13 protein-coding genes are annotated in these 14944 nt (G+C 47.3%); 7 read left to right on the forward strand and 6 right to left on the reverse strand.

Annotated features, from left to right (window positions below; genetic code table 11):
• Nucleotides 1–23 precede the first annotated feature (23 nt).
• The 4 genes from LL912_RS22340 to aspS all read right to left on the reverse strand — a co-directional run bounded on the left by LL912_RS22340 (nt 24) and on the right by aspS (nt 4369).
• Nucleotides 24–596, reverse strand: a complete 573-nt coding sequence (locus LL912_RS22340; protein WP_235555834.1) for a GNAT family N-acetyltransferase — start codon at nt 594–596, stop codon at nt 24–26.
• A gap of 320 nt (nt 597–916) precedes the next feature.
• The gene (locus tag LL912_RS22345) at nt 917–1810 is read right to left on the reverse strand and encodes an alpha/beta hydrolase (protein ID WP_235555835.1); all 894 of its coding nucleotides are present in this window, start codon (nt 1808–1810) and stop codon (nt 917–919) included.
• Between the two features lie 79 nt (nt 1811–1889).
• Entirely contained in the window at nt 1890–2240 is a 351-nt protein-coding gene (locus tag LL912_RS22350) for a hypothetical protein (RefSeq protein WP_235555836.1), read from the reverse strand.
• 302 nt (nt 2241–2542) lie between these two features.
• Complete coding sequence (aspS, locus tag LL912_RS22355) at nt 2543–4369, reverse strand: aspartate--tRNA ligase (RefSeq protein ID WP_235555837.1); 1827 nt, start codon at nt 4367–4369, stop codon at nt 2543–2545.
• Between the two features lie 241 nt (nt 4370–4610).
• Between aspS and deoC the strand changes: the two genes are divergently transcribed.
• From deoC to LL912_RS22390, 7 genes are all read left to right on the forward strand, one after another.
• Nucleotides 4611–5279: a deoxyribose-phosphate aldolase gene (gene deoC / locus LL912_RS22360; RefSeq protein WP_235555838.1), complete on the forward strand. Its 669-nt coding sequence runs from the start codon at nt 4611–4613 to the stop codon at nt 5277–5279.
• Nucleotides 5280–5579: 300 nt separating this feature from the next.
• Nucleotides 5580–5957, forward strand: coding sequence for a response regulator transcription factor (locus tag LL912_RS22365; protein WP_235555839.1), 378 nt, complete (start codon nt 5580–5582; stop codon nt 5955–5957).
• Nucleotides 5958–6157: 200 nt separating this feature from the next.
• Nucleotides 6158–7084, forward strand: a complete 927-nt coding sequence (locus tag LL912_RS22370; RefSeq protein ID WP_235555840.1) for a HEAT repeat domain-containing protein — start codon at nt 6158–6160, stop codon at nt 7082–7084.
• Nucleotides 7081–8505: a glycosyltransferase family 2 protein gene (locus LL912_RS22375; RefSeq protein ID WP_235555841.1), complete on the forward strand. Its 1425-nt coding sequence runs from the start codon at nt 7081–7083 to the stop codon at nt 8503–8505. Before LL912_RS22370 ends, LL912_RS22375 begins: the two co-directional genes overlap by 4 nt.
• A 1-nt stretch (nt 8506) precedes the next feature.
• Nucleotides 8507–10570, forward strand: a complete 2064-nt coding sequence (locus LL912_RS22380) for an LTA synthase family protein (protein ID WP_235555842.1) — start codon at nt 8507–8509, stop codon at nt 10568–10570.
• Between the two features lie 51 nt (nt 10571–10621).
• On the forward strand, nt 10622–11863 hold the full coding sequence (locus tag LL912_RS22385) for a YaiO family outer membrane beta-barrel protein (RefSeq protein ID WP_235555843.1): 1242 nt from the start codon (nt 10622–10624) through the stop codon (nt 11861–11863).
• 12 nt (nt 11864–11875) lie between these two features.
• On the forward strand, nt 11876–13057 hold the full coding sequence (locus LL912_RS22390) for a hypothetical protein (protein WP_235555844.1): 1182 nt from the start codon (nt 11876–11878) through the stop codon (nt 13055–13057).
• 53 nt (nt 13058–13110) lie between these two features.
• Here the strand turns inward: LL912_RS22390 and LL912_RS22395 are convergent, their stop codons facing one another.
• Nucleotides 13111–13956, reverse strand: a complete 846-nt coding sequence (locus LL912_RS22395) for a hypothetical protein (RefSeq protein ID WP_235555845.1) — start codon at nt 13954–13956, stop codon at nt 13111–13113.
• A 357-nt stretch (nt 13957–14313) separates the two neighbouring features.
• The gene (locus LL912_RS22400; RefSeq protein WP_235555846.1) at nt 14314–14799 is read right to left on the reverse strand and encodes a GNAT family N-acetyltransferase; all 486 of its coding nucleotides are present in this window, start codon (nt 14797–14799) and stop codon (nt 14314–14316) included.
• Nucleotides 14800–14944 lie beyond the last annotated feature (145 nt).

The raw sequence follows: 14944 nt of genomic DNA on the forward strand, positions 1-14944 counted from the left end.
ACTATCGCCAGGTCCAGGTGCTCTCAACCGGTTTGAGCCGGATTCTGAAGCTCAAAAAGAAAGCAGGTTTCCTGGTCACCCGGAAGTTGAATGGTGCCGGTTTGTTTAAATCCCAGCTTTAGCAAAAGCTTTTGGGAGGAGGCATTGCCGGGCGCGGTGATGGCAAAGATCTGTTCCAGCTGAAACGTATTGAATCCAGCCTCCAGGATCTTTTGAGCGGCCTCAAAAGCATAACCTTTTTGCTCGAACCTTGGCAGGAAGGCAAAGCCGATATCCGGTGCCGGCAACACCTCTCTCTGGTAAAGTCCGCAGGTACCCATTTTTTTCTGATCCGATTTCCGGATAACCGTAAAGCTGCCGAAACTCAGCCGGTCCTGCTGCGGCTTTATACGTTGCAGGATATAGTTCCGGGCCTTTTCTACAGATGTGATGTCCCGGTTGCCGATATATTTGAGCCATTTTGGGGCATTCATCAGGTAAAAAAGAAAAGCTGCGTCTGTCTCGTTGGTAGGACGCAGTAACAGCCGTTCTGTCTCAAATGTAATCGTGGCGTTTAAGCAGTGCTCTTTGTTCATTACTTTATCAAATGTAATCAAAATGATCGTGGTATGCGCGCAACTGGTGCAAAATGCCGTTAATAGAAATATTGGTTTTAGAGCAGGGAAGGGGAGGCATTGCGCGAAGGTTGGCGAAGATGTCACCGTTTTGTTTTGCCCCGGCAGGATGCTATCGCAAACACCTGTGTGACCCGGTTGATAGGGAACGCGGCACCGGATTGCACCAACGCAATCTGTAGCAGCCAAAAAAAGATAAGGATAAATTACATGAGTGGCTTATTGCGCCCGGGTCATAAAAATAACGGAAGTGTATATGCCATAAAGCCTTCCCGTTATTTGGATACCAGAAGCGGTATCATCTACTGCACATTTGCGTTAAGGAAATTTTGGGCCTTGTTCAGACAATCGTACCAAATTGCGGGATCTGACCACCCATGCGTCTGGTTGTCGTAATAGACAAATTCATTTTTTACACCCACATTGTCAAGTTTTGCTTCCAGGATATACGATTGCTCCTTGGGAACCACATCATCCAGCCCTCCGTGAAATATAATAGTAGGGGCAGACTGTGCGGTTACATAGTTAATAGGACTGCTGTCATGATACATTGTAGGGTTGCTGGTGGGCGTACCGCTTAATAATAAATTGATCAGAAACGCTTCACCGGGATCGGAACTGCTATATGAATTATATAAAGCGGTCATGTCATTGGGTCCGAAAAGGTCGATGATCGCTTTGGGTTTAATCGTAGTATTGTTCTTGTAGCCTTGTAACAATGCCAGATGTGCCCCGGCACTGGCGCCAGCAAATACCCATTTATCGGAAATGACAAAGGTCTGCCGCCGGTCGTAAATATACTGGATCGCGGTTTTGATATCTTCTTCCTGGGCCGGGAATTTATTTTTGACTGAAATGCCGTTAATACTGGCGAGCCGGTAATTTAAATTGAAAAATGCCCAATCCGGAAGGCGTCGTCTTAATGAATCGATCAACGGAGCATGAGCAGCATCTGCTTTGTCGCCTTCTGCCCAGGCACCGCCATGTATAAAAATGAAGACTTTGGTGGTGGCTGTTGACCGGTTTGCAGGCAGGTAAATATCCATGCGCTGCAGGTTGTCGCTGCCATAGGCAATGTCTTTTAAGGTTTGCGCTTCTGTACTTACCTTAGGTTCATCAGGTTTGAAATTATCCTCCTTGTTACAGGCCGTAATGAAAACGGATAAACAAAGTGTGTATAGAAAAATACGTTTCATCTTGACGGGGTTAAATCTTGAAGTGAATGGTTAATGATCAATAGTGAAGGCTTATGGGTGATCTGGTTCCGGTAAATCGCTACAATGAATTTTCCGAAGGTGCATTGTTACTTTGTTTTGAGTCATCGAGGAATTGGTAGTCCTGCGCCGCCGGCTTAAGAATGTTGATGATCAGCATTAAAAAGGCAATAGCAAAAAAGGTATAACTTATAAAAGACAGGATGCCCAATAATTTCAAAGCCCTGGCCTTTTCACTGAAATCGCCCCGCATCGAAAGCGACTGGTAGATTTGTAACTGCCCGGTAATAACGCAGGCGAGGTAACTGCAAAAGAGAAGTACACTAAGTGTATTTCTTTTCCGGATGAGATAATAAAACAGGGCTCCCAAGATGATCAGTTGTGGGATATACCCGGGTATTGTTTGCAGCATTGGGGTCATATTTGGCCTTAAAAATACAAAAAAGCGGCTGAACCGGTAAAGATCTCAGCGGGCCTGGTGTGTTCTTTGCGCATTGCGTTTTAAAATTGGACCGCAGTGAGCAAAGGATCCGCAAAGACCGCAACGAGTGCTATTGGGGTTAAGTATCTTTGGTTCCCTTGCGGTGGGAACCAATCGTAAAGAGTTTGGGTTCGAAGCGTGGAAGGGCATAAAAAGACCGGCGTCCATCTTGGTAAAAGATCAACGCCGGGTCTTAAGTTATCTGCTCTTAATGCTACCCAACGGGCAGCAGGTTATTTCAGATCGATTTTTATCTGCAATTCATCCAGCTGCTTATTGTCGATGGTAGCCGGGGCATCCAGCATAATATCCCTTCCGCTGTTGTTCTTGGGAAAAGCGATAAAATCGCGGATGCTTTCGCTGCCGCCCAGGATGGAGCACAACCGGTCGAACCCAAAGGCGATGCCTCCGTGCGGAGGAGCCCCATATTCAAACGCTCCGAGGAGGAAGCCGAATTTATGCTGCTGCTCTGCTTCATCCATGCCCAGGGCTTCGAACATTTTTTGTTGTAATTCCTTTTGGTAAATACGGATGCTGCCACCCCCGATTTCGTTCCCGTTCAAAATCATATCATAGGCGTTGGCCTTGATATGCGCGTACGGGTGTTTGAGGTATGCTGCCGCATTTTCAATTTTCGGGTTGTTGCCAATCATGGTCTCAATATCCGAGGGCTTGGGTGAGGTGAACGGGTGGTGCCTTGCTACCCAGCGGTTCTCTTCCTCAGCATATTCAAACAGCGGGAAATCCAGTACCCACAGTAATTTAAATTCATCTTCCTTCCGCAGTCCCAGGCGTTTGCCCATTTCAAGGCGTAGTTCGCTCATCGCTTTGCGGGTGCGTTCTTCGGCACCGGCCAGTACCAGGATCAGGTCGCCGGGTTTGGCTGCTGCTGCTGCTGCAATGGCCTTCAGCCGGTCTGCACTGTAAAATTTATCTACACTGCTTTTGAAGCTTCCATCGGTGTTGCATTTAATAAACACCAGTCCCTTCATCCCGATCTGGGGACGTTTTACCCATTCTGTAAGTTCATCCGTCTGCTTGCGGGTATATTCGCTGCAACCCGGCACGGCGATGGCCAGTACGGTTTCTGCATCGTCAAAAATACCAAAACCGGCATCTGCGATCAAATGCCCATTGTTGGGCTTTCCGCCAAATACATGCGAAGGATATTTCAGGTTCAGCAGTTGCATGCCAAAACGGATATCCGGCTTGTCGTTGCCGTATTGCCACATGGCTTCTTCCCAGCTCATGCGTTCCACGGTTTCGGTATAGTCGATGCCTTTTACGGCTTTGAAAATGTGCTTGATCAGATTTTCGAACATGTTGAGAATGTCTTCCTGTTCTACGAAGGCCATTTCACAATCGATCTGCGTGAATTCCGGCTGCCGGTCTGCCCGCAGGTCCTCGTCACGGAAGCATTTTACGATCTGGTAGTACCGGTCGTACCCGCTTACCATCAGCAATTGTTTAAAGGTTTGGGGCGACTGGGGCAGGGCATAAAATTCGCCGGGGTTCATCCGCGATGGAACCACAAAGTCACGGGCCCCTTCCGGAGTGGATTTGATCAGGAAAGGCGTTTCAATATCCATAAAGCCCTGTTCGTGCAGGTAATTGCGGGTGGCCCGGTTAACCGAATACCGCAATTCCAGGTTTTTCTTAACCGCATTCCGCCGCAGGTCAAGAAAACGGTATTTCATCCGCAGGTCATCTCCGCCATCGGTATCATCCTGGATGGTAAAGGGAGGGGTGATGCTTTTGTTTAAGATCGTAAAACGCTCTACGAGAATCTCAATATCTCCTGTTGGAATGTTTTTATTCTTACTGCTGCGCTCGCTTACCTTTCCGGTGATCTGCAGCACAAATTCGCGGCCCAGCGGATTGGCATCCAGCTGCGTATTCAGGGCTTCCGAAAACAGCAACTGGGTGATGCCGTAGCGGTCGCGAAGATCCACAAAAGTAATACTGCCAAACTTACGAACGGTTTGCACCCATCCCGCCAGGGTCACTTCTTTATTAACGTCTGCGATTCTTAGTTCACCGCAGGTTTGTGTACGAAACATGCTTCAAAATTTCCGCAAAGATAAGGGCTGAGGCGAGGTTTATAGGTTTAAAGTTCAAAGTTTCATTCCCCGGAGCTGGTCTTTGGATAGGGTTTATGTTTAAAGTTAATTCCAGATCAGCGCCGTTTTCTACTTGATGTGAGCTCCCGGCTTCCGGTTCTTATAGCTGAAAGCTAAAAGTGGAAGGCCGGCCGCTCAATACTGCCGGAAATCAGTAGGTTTGCACTCTAAAACAAGAGCAATGGACATCGCCAAATACATCGATCATACCATCCTGAAGCCCACCACCCTGGTGCGTGATATTGAAAAGCTGTGCAGTGAAGCCAAACAATATGGCTTTGCCGCCGTTTGTGTTCCACCTCCGTTTGTAAAAAAGGCAAAGGCCCTGCTGGAGGGGTCTGCGGTAAAAACGGCTACGGTCATCGGGTTTCCGTTTGGTTATTCTGCCATTGAGGCCAAGCTGGCAGAAGTATTACTGGCCCTGGTAGACGGAGTGGATGAACTGGACATTGTGATCAATCTCATTGCCCTGAAGAATAACGACTGGCAGTACCTGGCCAACGAGATCAATCACCTGATGCCGGTGATTAAAGAAAAAGGCAAAGTCATTAAAATCATTATTGAAAGCGGTGTACTAACCGATGACGAGATTATTAAATGCTGCGAACTCTACGGCGCTGCCGGTATCGACTATTTGAAAACCTCAACCGGCTATGCCGAGAAAGGTGCCAGCGTACATGCTGTACAGCTGTTTAAAAAGCACCTGCCACCTCATGTGCAGATAAAAGCGAGCGGTGGCATACGCGACTACGCCTTTGCTAAAGAATTGGTAGATGCAGGCGCCACACGCCTGGGCTGCAGTGCCGGCGTAACCATTGTAACCGGAGAAAAAAGCAGCGGAGGCTACTGATATCCGCTGTCTTTGACCGTTCCACAGCGGCGGTGTCTTCTTTGATCCCCAATAATCCGCATCGGCCGGTAATCTGCATTCTGTTCCAGCTGTAGCTCCGGATATTTTCTGCTAAAACAAGGAGCGAATTACTGCTTCTTGTGCGGGAGGTGGGCTGCTTTTGCACAAATAAGGCCGGTTTTATTTATCTTTGTTATAATAGTTATTACCCTGTAACGGCCCTTTAAATGGTTACCTCGGTATTGGCTTCTTTATTAGCACAATAAAGATGGTTTTGTTTATATCAGAAAAAACTAAACTATGAAAATTTTACTTGTTGAAGACGCAACAGCCTTGCTGCGTGCCATTGAGCTGAAACTGAAAAAGAGCGGCTACGATGTGCATTCCTGCGCAGATGGCCGCCAGGCGCTGGCAGAACTGGAGTCCTTTACGCCAGATCTCGTGATTACAGATATCATGTTGCCCTTTGTTTCCGGTTTGGAGGTGTTAAACGCCGCAAAAGCAAAGAATAAAAAGATGCCGGTAATTGTATTTTCTGCTATGGGGCAGGAGAATGCAGTGGAGGAAGCATTCCTGTTGGGTGCAGATGATTATGTGGTAAAGCCTTTTGGTCTGAAAGAACTGGAAATGCGGATTAAAAGATTGTTGGGAACCCTCAATGCCGATGTGCATTCCTGATCTGAGAGATGACTGTATACACCCGATTCTGATTTTTAATGATATTGTTTTCCTTGCTTTCAATATTCGACCTCTTTAAACCTGGTTTTTTTTATGCGACGGCGGCTGTTTTTGCTGCCTTGATTGTATGGTTGCTCTTGCTGATTTACTGGAATCTGTATCGTCGTAAAATCGCTTTTTTTCAGCCGCAATCTTTCCGGATGGGTTTTGAGCTGTGGGTAAGCAAATGGATTCTGGAAGATGCTCCTGCTGCCCCGCTTCCTTCCAAGTTTGTGAAACACTTAAAGCAGCCGAATAAACGTCAATTTGCGCTTGATAGTCTCATCGAACTTAAGAAGAGCGTAACAGGAGCTGCGGGAGATAAGGTTGTAGCCCTGTACCTGGAATTGGGTTTCAAGGAAGATTCTCTGAAAAAGCTCAACAGCGTTATCTGGCACCGGAAAGTAAAGGGTATTAATGAATTGTCTGTAATGCAACAGGAGGATATGAATGCCCGGATCTTTAAGCTAACCAATAACCGGAATATATACATCCGGAGGGAGGCGCAGTCTGCCATGTTTAATTTTTATGGATTCAAAGGATTGCGGTTCCTGAATGTACTCACCCAATCCATTTCAGACTGGCAGCAGCTGAATTTGATTGAGCAACTGCGACCGCTGGATCCGGAACCGATACCGGGGTTAAGTGGCTGGCTGCACTCGGATAATGATACCGTAGTGATTTTTGCTTTACGACTGGCAGAGATTTACCAGTGTTTCGAAGTGCATGAAGATGTGGTCTGTTGTTTAACGCATGCGAACGAAGCGGTAAGAGGGCAGGCCGCAAAAACACTGAAAGAGATCGCCGACGATTCAACAGCCGCGATTCTTTGTAAGCAGTATGCCAGTGAAACTGTCAGGAACCAGATTGTGCTGTTGAACAGCCTGGCGGTTATTGCCGGTGATGCCCAGCAAGCTTTTCTAATAAAAGAGCTGGATAATGAAAATGCGTTTTTAAAATTAGGAGCTGCCCGTGTAATCGCAACCTGTTGCAGCAACGGCTGGGCCATACTGGAGGCAAAGGCCCTGGAACAGCCATTGCCCTTCCGTAAAATTTATAATCATCTAAGATTTGAACTAAAAAAATGAACTGGTGGATTCTGATACTGGAAGCCTTTGCATTTGGGATATTTTTATATTCCGTTGTGCTCTTTGCTTTTTATATATTTATCGGTATTTTTTCCATCGGCGAAACGCGTAAATACATCTATCAGAACCGGGTAACAGATTACCGGAGGATCGCCTCCTCCATGCATGCTCCTTCCGTAAGTATCATTGCGCCGGCCTATAATGAGGGACTTACGATCGTGGATAACGTTCGCTCCCTGCTCTCCATTTATTATTATAACCTGGAAGTGATCATCGTAAACGATGGCAGCAAGGACGATAGCCTGCAAAAACTGATTGATGCCTACCAGCTGGAAAAGATCGATTTTTTTATACCGGACCAGATTCCTACCAAAGAGGTCAGGGGCGTATATAAAAGCCGGAACCCGGTACTTCGGAAAGTGGTGGTAGTAGATAAGGAGAACGGGGGCAAGGCCGATGCACTGAACGTAGGCGTAAATATTGCCAGCAATGATTATATCATTTGTATTGATGTGGATTGTATACTGGAGCAGGATGCTATTTTGAAAATGGTAAAACCGTTTATGGAAGCCACTACCCAACGGGTAATCGCTTCGGGCGGCGTAATCCGTATTGCCAACTCCTCTCTTGTGGAGCATGGCAGCCTTGTAAAAGTAAGACTGCCTAAAGATTACCTCCCGCGGATGCAAACGCTGGAATACATCCGTGCTTTTTTACTGGGAAGGATGGCCTGGAGCCGGCTCAACGGCTTGTTGCTGATTTCGGGGGCCTTCGGGGCTTTCGACAAAGAAATAGTGATAAAATGCGGTGGATATAACCGCAATACCGTCGGTGAAGACATGGAGCTGGTAGTGCGTATGCGGCGTTATATGGAAGAGCGGAAAGAACCGTACAAAGTTACCTATATTCCCGATCCTTTATGCTGGACGGAGGCTCCCGCATCTTATAAAGTATTGGGAAGGCAGCGGAACCGCTGGATCCGGGGAACCTATGAAACCTTAAAGTTTCACAAGATTATGTTTTTTAACCCCCGGTACCGGTTGCTGGGAATGGTTAGTTATCCATATTGGTTCTTTTTTGAGTTACTGGCACCGGTTATTGAATTCCTTGGGTTTCTTGCCTTCCTTGTGATGGTGTTTGCGGGGCTTGTAGACTGGGAGCTTTTTATCGCCTTGTTTGCAGTAGTGATTGGTTTTAACTACCTGTACTCCGCATTTGCGGTTTACATGGAAGTGAAAACCTATAACCAGTACCGGCGGAAAACCGATATTGCAAAGTTATTGCTGACAAGCTTAAGCGAGCCGTTTAACTTTCATCCGTTCGTAGTATGGAGCAGTATCCGGGGGCTTGTGGATATTTTCAGAAACCGGCATAGCTGGGGCGATATGGCCCGGGAAGGATTTGGTAAAAAGACATCATAAAATGAGGTACCCGCATAAACCTGTTAAAAATGAATCGTTCCTCAGGCGAAGCTTAAAAGGCGCCTGTAAAGACTTTGTGCCGCAGCTGCTGGTGTTGGCGGCACTGTTCCTGGTGCTGCGCCTTTTCGAAGCGGGATATGAAGCCTTCCGGCACGGTTTCAACGGGTATCTCTGGAAGGCGCTCTTTGCGGGTTTGCTGAAGGACTTGGCATTTGTGGCTAGTGCCGGCTTTTTGTTGTATCTTTTGTACTTCGCATGCTTTTGGGCGGGTAGAAAATTTGCCCGTGTCGTTTTTATTGTGCTGGGCAGCGCCCTTTGCCTGGCACAACTGGCCCTGGCTTTCTATTTCCAGTTTTCGTTCAATTTACTGGGCGGCGATCTGTGGCAGTATAAACTTGCGGACATCCGGCAAACGGTGGGAGCTGCGGGGGTTAGTATCTGGATTTTTGTTGCGCTTGCCGTAGTGCTGGCGCTTATTGCAGCCGCCCTGGCGATCCTGCCCCGGAGGCTGAAACTGCCGGCAGGCAGCGTTTACGGCGTGATCATTTTCCTGGCGCTGCTGATGCCGTTTCACCCGGCATTACGGGCTTCAAAACTGCATACCGGTAATGAATATGCTGATAATCTGTCGGCAAACAAATCCTACTATTTTTATTCCGGTACCATCGACCATTTTAATCCGCCGGAACTGCAAACAGATATCTACAGTGATTTTTACTCCGGCGATTATGATAGCGACTCAACAGTTGTAGACTCCATCCGGACCTTTAAATATGTAGATGAAACAAAATTTCCCTTCCTGCGTATGGAGGATACGCCGGACCAGCTTTCGCCGTTCTTTAACAAACCAACCGCTCCACCCGACCTGGTAGTAATCATTGTGGAGGGGCTGGGAAGTGCATTTGCCGGAAGCGGTGCCCGGCTGGGTAGTTTTACGCCTTTTTTTGATTCGCTGTCCCGTGCCGGTCTTTATTGGGAAAACTGCCTGAGCACATCCGGAAGAACCTTTTCGGTATTGCCCGGTCTTTTGGCATCTTTGCCTTTTGCCAGAAGTGGTTTTGCTGAATTGGGCGCATCGATGCCTCCTCATGTCAGCCTGTTTTCTTTGTTGCAACACAACGGGTACAAGACGGCGTTTTACTATGGTGGAGATGCGCATTTCGACAATATGGATCTTTTTATGCAAAAGAACCATATCGGTACGATCAGGGATCTCAAAAGCTTTCCGGCGGGATACCGGAAACTACCCGCAGCCAGCTCCGGCTTTTCGTGGGGATACGGAGATAAAGAACTATTTCGCTGGTACCTGGCTTCGCAGGACCCGTTATCAACGGCTCCCAAGGCTTCCGTATTGCTAACCGTAGCCACGCATAGTCCTTTCCTGGTAAACGACCAGGAAACCTACTTCAAGAAATTTGAACAACGCCTGGCGGCACTGCATTTCCCGGAGTCTGGAAAACAGGTGGCCCGTAACTACCGCGATCAGTACGCCAGTATCCTGTATGCAGATGATGCATTAAAGGATTTTTTTACGGCCTATAGCAAGAGAAGTGATTTTGCGCGGACGATCTTCCTGGTAACGGGGGATCACCAGATGCCGGAGCTCCCGCTAAACAGTAAAATAGATCGCTATCATGTACCGCTGCTGATCTATTCGCCGTTATTAAGCCGCATGGCCGCTTTTTCATCTATGGTTTCTCATTTTGATGTGGCGCCGTCCTTACTAGCCTTTCTAAGGAATAACTACCCGGTGCAGCTGCCCTCACTGGTAAGCTGGATCGGGTCGGGACTGGATACATCAAGGGTTTTCCGGAATGTACATGCATACCCGATGATGCAGGATAAAAATGACCTGGTTGATTTTATAGAGGGAACCCATATGGTCAATATGAGCACTTTGTTTGAAGTGGATCCTCAGTTGAACCTGGTGCCGGATGATTCAAAGGAACTATTGAACCGGGTAACGGGAGCCTTTGACCGGTTTAAGCGGAAGAACCAGCAGGTGATCAACGGTGCGGGGTTGATACCGGACTCCATTTACCACCGATATGCAACGGGAAAATAATTGCTGTGAAAGCAAGGTAAACCTGAATCGGAAATTTAAAAATGATCAATTATGCCAATTAAATCTTGTCTGTTATGGATCTTGCTTCTGAGCAGTTTGCAGATGTTTGCCCAGACCGATACGACCACATCTGACGGACTGTTTCAGGCGGCACGGCATGCGGCTTTTGTGAATAAGGACTATACGCTTGCGAAGCGGTATGCTTTAAAGGCATTGACGCAGAGTCCGAAATATGCAGAGATACGGGTTTTCCTGGGGCGGTTGTATACCTGGGATAAGCAGCCCGATAGTGCGCGAGCCTGTTTTGATGCGGTACTGAAAGAACAGCCGGATTATGAAGATGCTGCCGTGGCATCTGCCGACCTGGAATTTTGGAGCGATCAGAATGAAGCAGCGCTGGAGCGGGTCAATGCGGGCCTGGGGTACCACCCGGCGTCGGCAGATCTCCTGCTCCGGAAAGCCCGGATCCTTGCGGCTCTCCGCCGTTACGGGGAAGCAGGGAATATTGTAGATACCTTGCTGAAAAAAAATAAGAAAAACACGGAGGCGCTGGCCCTGGGTAACCGCATTAAAGATGAGCGGTCTTTAAACCGGATCGGTATATCGTATGACTATGTATATTTTGATAAGCAGTTTAATGACGCCTGGCACCTGGCAAGTATTGACTATGGACGCCGGACGCGGATCGGAACGGTAATCGGACGCGTGAATTATGCCAACCGGTTCCGCGAAAACGGGGTACAGTTTGAAGCCGATGCCTATCCCCGGATCTCCAATACCTTTTACCTGTATATGAATGCCGGCTACTCCAATAATGTAGGCGTTTTCCCCCGCTGGCGCCTGGGGCTTTCGGTGTACGCCAATCTCCCCAAAAGTTTTGAAGCCGAGCTGGGGATCCGGCATCTGTACTTTACCACCACTACAAATATCTATACGGCCTATATCGGCAAATATTACCGCAGCTTTTTATTTGGTGCGCGAACCTATTTCATACCCTCTAAAACCACTAAGAACTCAGCTTCTTATAACCTTTTGGGCCGGTATTACTTTGGTGGCGCGGATGATTATATCGGGCTGAATATCGGAACAGGTATATCACCAGACGAGCGTTATCTGGCCCCGCAGCTGAATGCAACCTATTCGCTGAAAACCTATAAGGTGAATCTTGATTTCAGGCATGCATTCAAATTGAATATCGTTACGTTAGGCGCTTCCTTTATTAACCAGGAATATATGCCTGATACCAGGGGGAATCAGCTCCAGGCGGGTATCGGATATATCCGCCGCTTTTAAAGAAGACCCGTTATGAAAATCAATCGCAGGTATGCTTATTTCTTTCCCTGGGTATTGTTCCTGGTACCACTCACAATGTGGGTATGCTGGCTGCTGACCCCTAAAAAGCAACTGGTGGTGGCCATCATCGATAAGACCGTTTTAACGCCAAAAGGACAGGAACATATTTCGCTGACCTGGATTTTAAATCATTACCGGTTTACAAAGGACGCGCACCACCTGTACCGGGTAGGCAGCGATTATTTTGGCTTTTTTCCAAAGCCACATGAAAAATTCCGTTTAAAAGGCCTCGAGCGTTTCGATGCATCACTATTGGACAAACTGAGCAATGATGCAGACCTTGCTTATTACACAGATACCTATGGAGTGTACGCAAATGAATGGTATTTGAAGAAGCGGGTAGCGGAGCGCTCCGGTATGGTGTATGGCGGACTGAGTTCAGCGGACGTGGACTTTATGGAGAAAATGAAGCAGAAGCATAAGCTGGTTCTGGCGGAGTTTAATACGATTGGCTCTCCCTCCGCGCTTACCGAACGCTACCGGTTTGAGCAATTATTTGGTCTTAAGTGGACAGGGTGGATCGGGCGGTACTTTGATGAACTGGACACTTCGAAAAACAAAGATATCCCTCATTGGCTGGTAAAAGGGTATACAAGCCGGCATAATAACAGCTGGCCGTTTAAGAACGAAGGTGTTGTTTTCGTGGGCGACGATAATACCATCGTGGTGCTGGAAGCGGGTAAAGATCTGGTATCACCACTCCCTTATATGGAAACAGAAAAAACGTTCCGGGATCATTATCGGTTGCCTGAAAAAGTAAATTATTCGTATTGGTTTGATATTCTGGTTCCGGATACAGCGGTGAACCAGGTGCAGGCGCGGTTTACAATTGATCTCACAGCAGCGGGCAGAAAGGAACTGCAGCGATATGGCATTCCCGCAGCTTTTCCCGCCGTCCTTTCACACAAAGGAAAGGATTACCAGTTCTGGTATTTCTCAGGTGATTTCTCTGATAACCCCATATCGTTCGGTACATCCTACTTTAAAGGAATCGAAAAGTTCAAATTCTTATTTATGAACCGGCTGGATAAAACACAGCGGAAAAGTTTTTTCTGGAGTTTTTACCAACCGTTGATCGGAACCATCCTGCGTGAATATTATGCCGATAAAAAAAGAAACCGGTCAGGTGCTTAACTCCATAGAGGAGCAGGTCGTTGTACTATGTTACCGTCTGCGGTCTTTGGACGTCAGTTCTTCAGCTTGTACCAGGAGGTGATATGATGTATAGATACCCCATAATCTGCATTGCCGCAAAGCGTCCCCAGTTTTTGAAGCTCGCTGTACATATATGCTTTACCTTCTTCTGCATAAGAAACAACATCGCCCTCAGCCGAAGGTGCTGTTTCTGCACCCAGAAAGATCTGCTTGGTTAAGGAAGTCGAAAAGGCAATTTCTTCTTTTGACACTTCGTACATTTTTGCAGCCGTATCCCTGTACGACATGATGAAAACACGGGTGGCCTCACTAATAACGGCCTCATACAACAGGCGGTTTTGACCCTTATACAGCACCACGTCATCCAGCCAGAAGGGGATGTCAAAGTCAATATTTCCGGCAGCAGCATACTGGCTGCTGACCCATACAACAAAATCGATATACTGTTGCATGATTTCTGAACGGCGTTGCTGGAATTCCGGATCCTGGTGCGGCTCCACATCCAGGTGAATGCCTGCGAAACGTTTGCTGCTGCTTACAGTATTTTGATATTGTGTGTATTTGCTCATAAGGTTAATAAAACCGGTACGATCTGAGATCCACACATAGCTGCCCGCGAGCAGAAATACCCGGATGCCCTTGCTTGCAGCCTTGTCGACAAACCCGGCAGTTGTTTCTGAAAAATCCACGGTTGAGAAATAGATTTCCGTAACCCCATTCTGTTGGGCAAAGTTCAGATAGTTATCCCAATCTTTTTTATTTACACTCCACCACCAGGTCCCGAGGGGTTTGTTAATACCCGGAAGTATGGGGTTGCCAGGCTTGCCCCCGGAGCGCAGTGCATCTGCTGTTGTTTTTGATACTGCGGTTATCTCCATGTTATCTTTTTTACAACCTTCTGAAAGAAGAACGGTCAGTAAAAAAAATAGGACCCCGGTTTTTGCTACTTTTTGCGTTTGGTTTCTGTATATCATGCATGCCGTTAATTGTGAGCGCTCTAGCAAACGTTTGAGAAATCACCTGCAGGGTTATTGGTTCGTTAGACCGTTCTGGTTATTTATCACTTTTGGATCAATGGCAACCGCCCTGTCAAACAGCGGCAGTTGAAGAGGTACTCGATTCGGAAGTGAAGATAGGATAATGCGATAAGAATTTCAACTTTCTTTCATATATCTCCGGCAGCGATGTTCGCTGCGAAACGATATCCGGTGATGAACCCGGATGATGCAGAGCGACTAAAGTGTTTTCAGCATCCAGATATTGCAACCGCTATGGCCGGAGTTTCCCAACGGATGGTTCAGCTTCCGGAATCCCATTTTTTCATACATTCCAATGGCAGTAGCGAACTGGGGCAGGCTTTCGAGATATATTTCTTTGTAATCCAGGGCGGATGCAGATTCCAGGCACTTGAGGAATAATGCCTTTCCAACACCCTTGCCCCTTGCAGTACCTGAAAGGTAAAATTTTACCAGCTCAGCGCAGCCTTCCGGCAATCCCTCGGTGGGATAAATACCGCAGCAACCCAGCAGGTCATTATCCTGCTCGGCTACCCATAGCAATGCTTTTGGGGTTTGAAAAAGTTCGAAGAGACGGTCAGTGGTAGGATCTTCAAAAACCGTATTTTTTGTTGGAGCGTTAAACTCCTGGAATGCCGTGCGAATAATGGAGGCGAGTTTACTGTTATCCCGCGCTTCAACCTGCCTGATCGTAACTGTGCTCATACTGCAAAGGTATCGTCCCTTGCGGGAATTTAAAATAACCAATGAGAAATATTAAATGTAAAAGGAGATGATGCCGGTCCTGCTCCGCGATCCTTCTCCGGCTATAGACGACAGCCGTCTAATATCTGGTGTCTGGTATCTCGTA

It is taken from the genome of Niabella agricola (assembly GCF_021538615.1).
GTDB classification, from domain to species: domain Bacteria; phylum Bacteroidota; class Bacteroidia; order Chitinophagales; family Chitinophagaceae; genus Niabella; species Niabella agricola.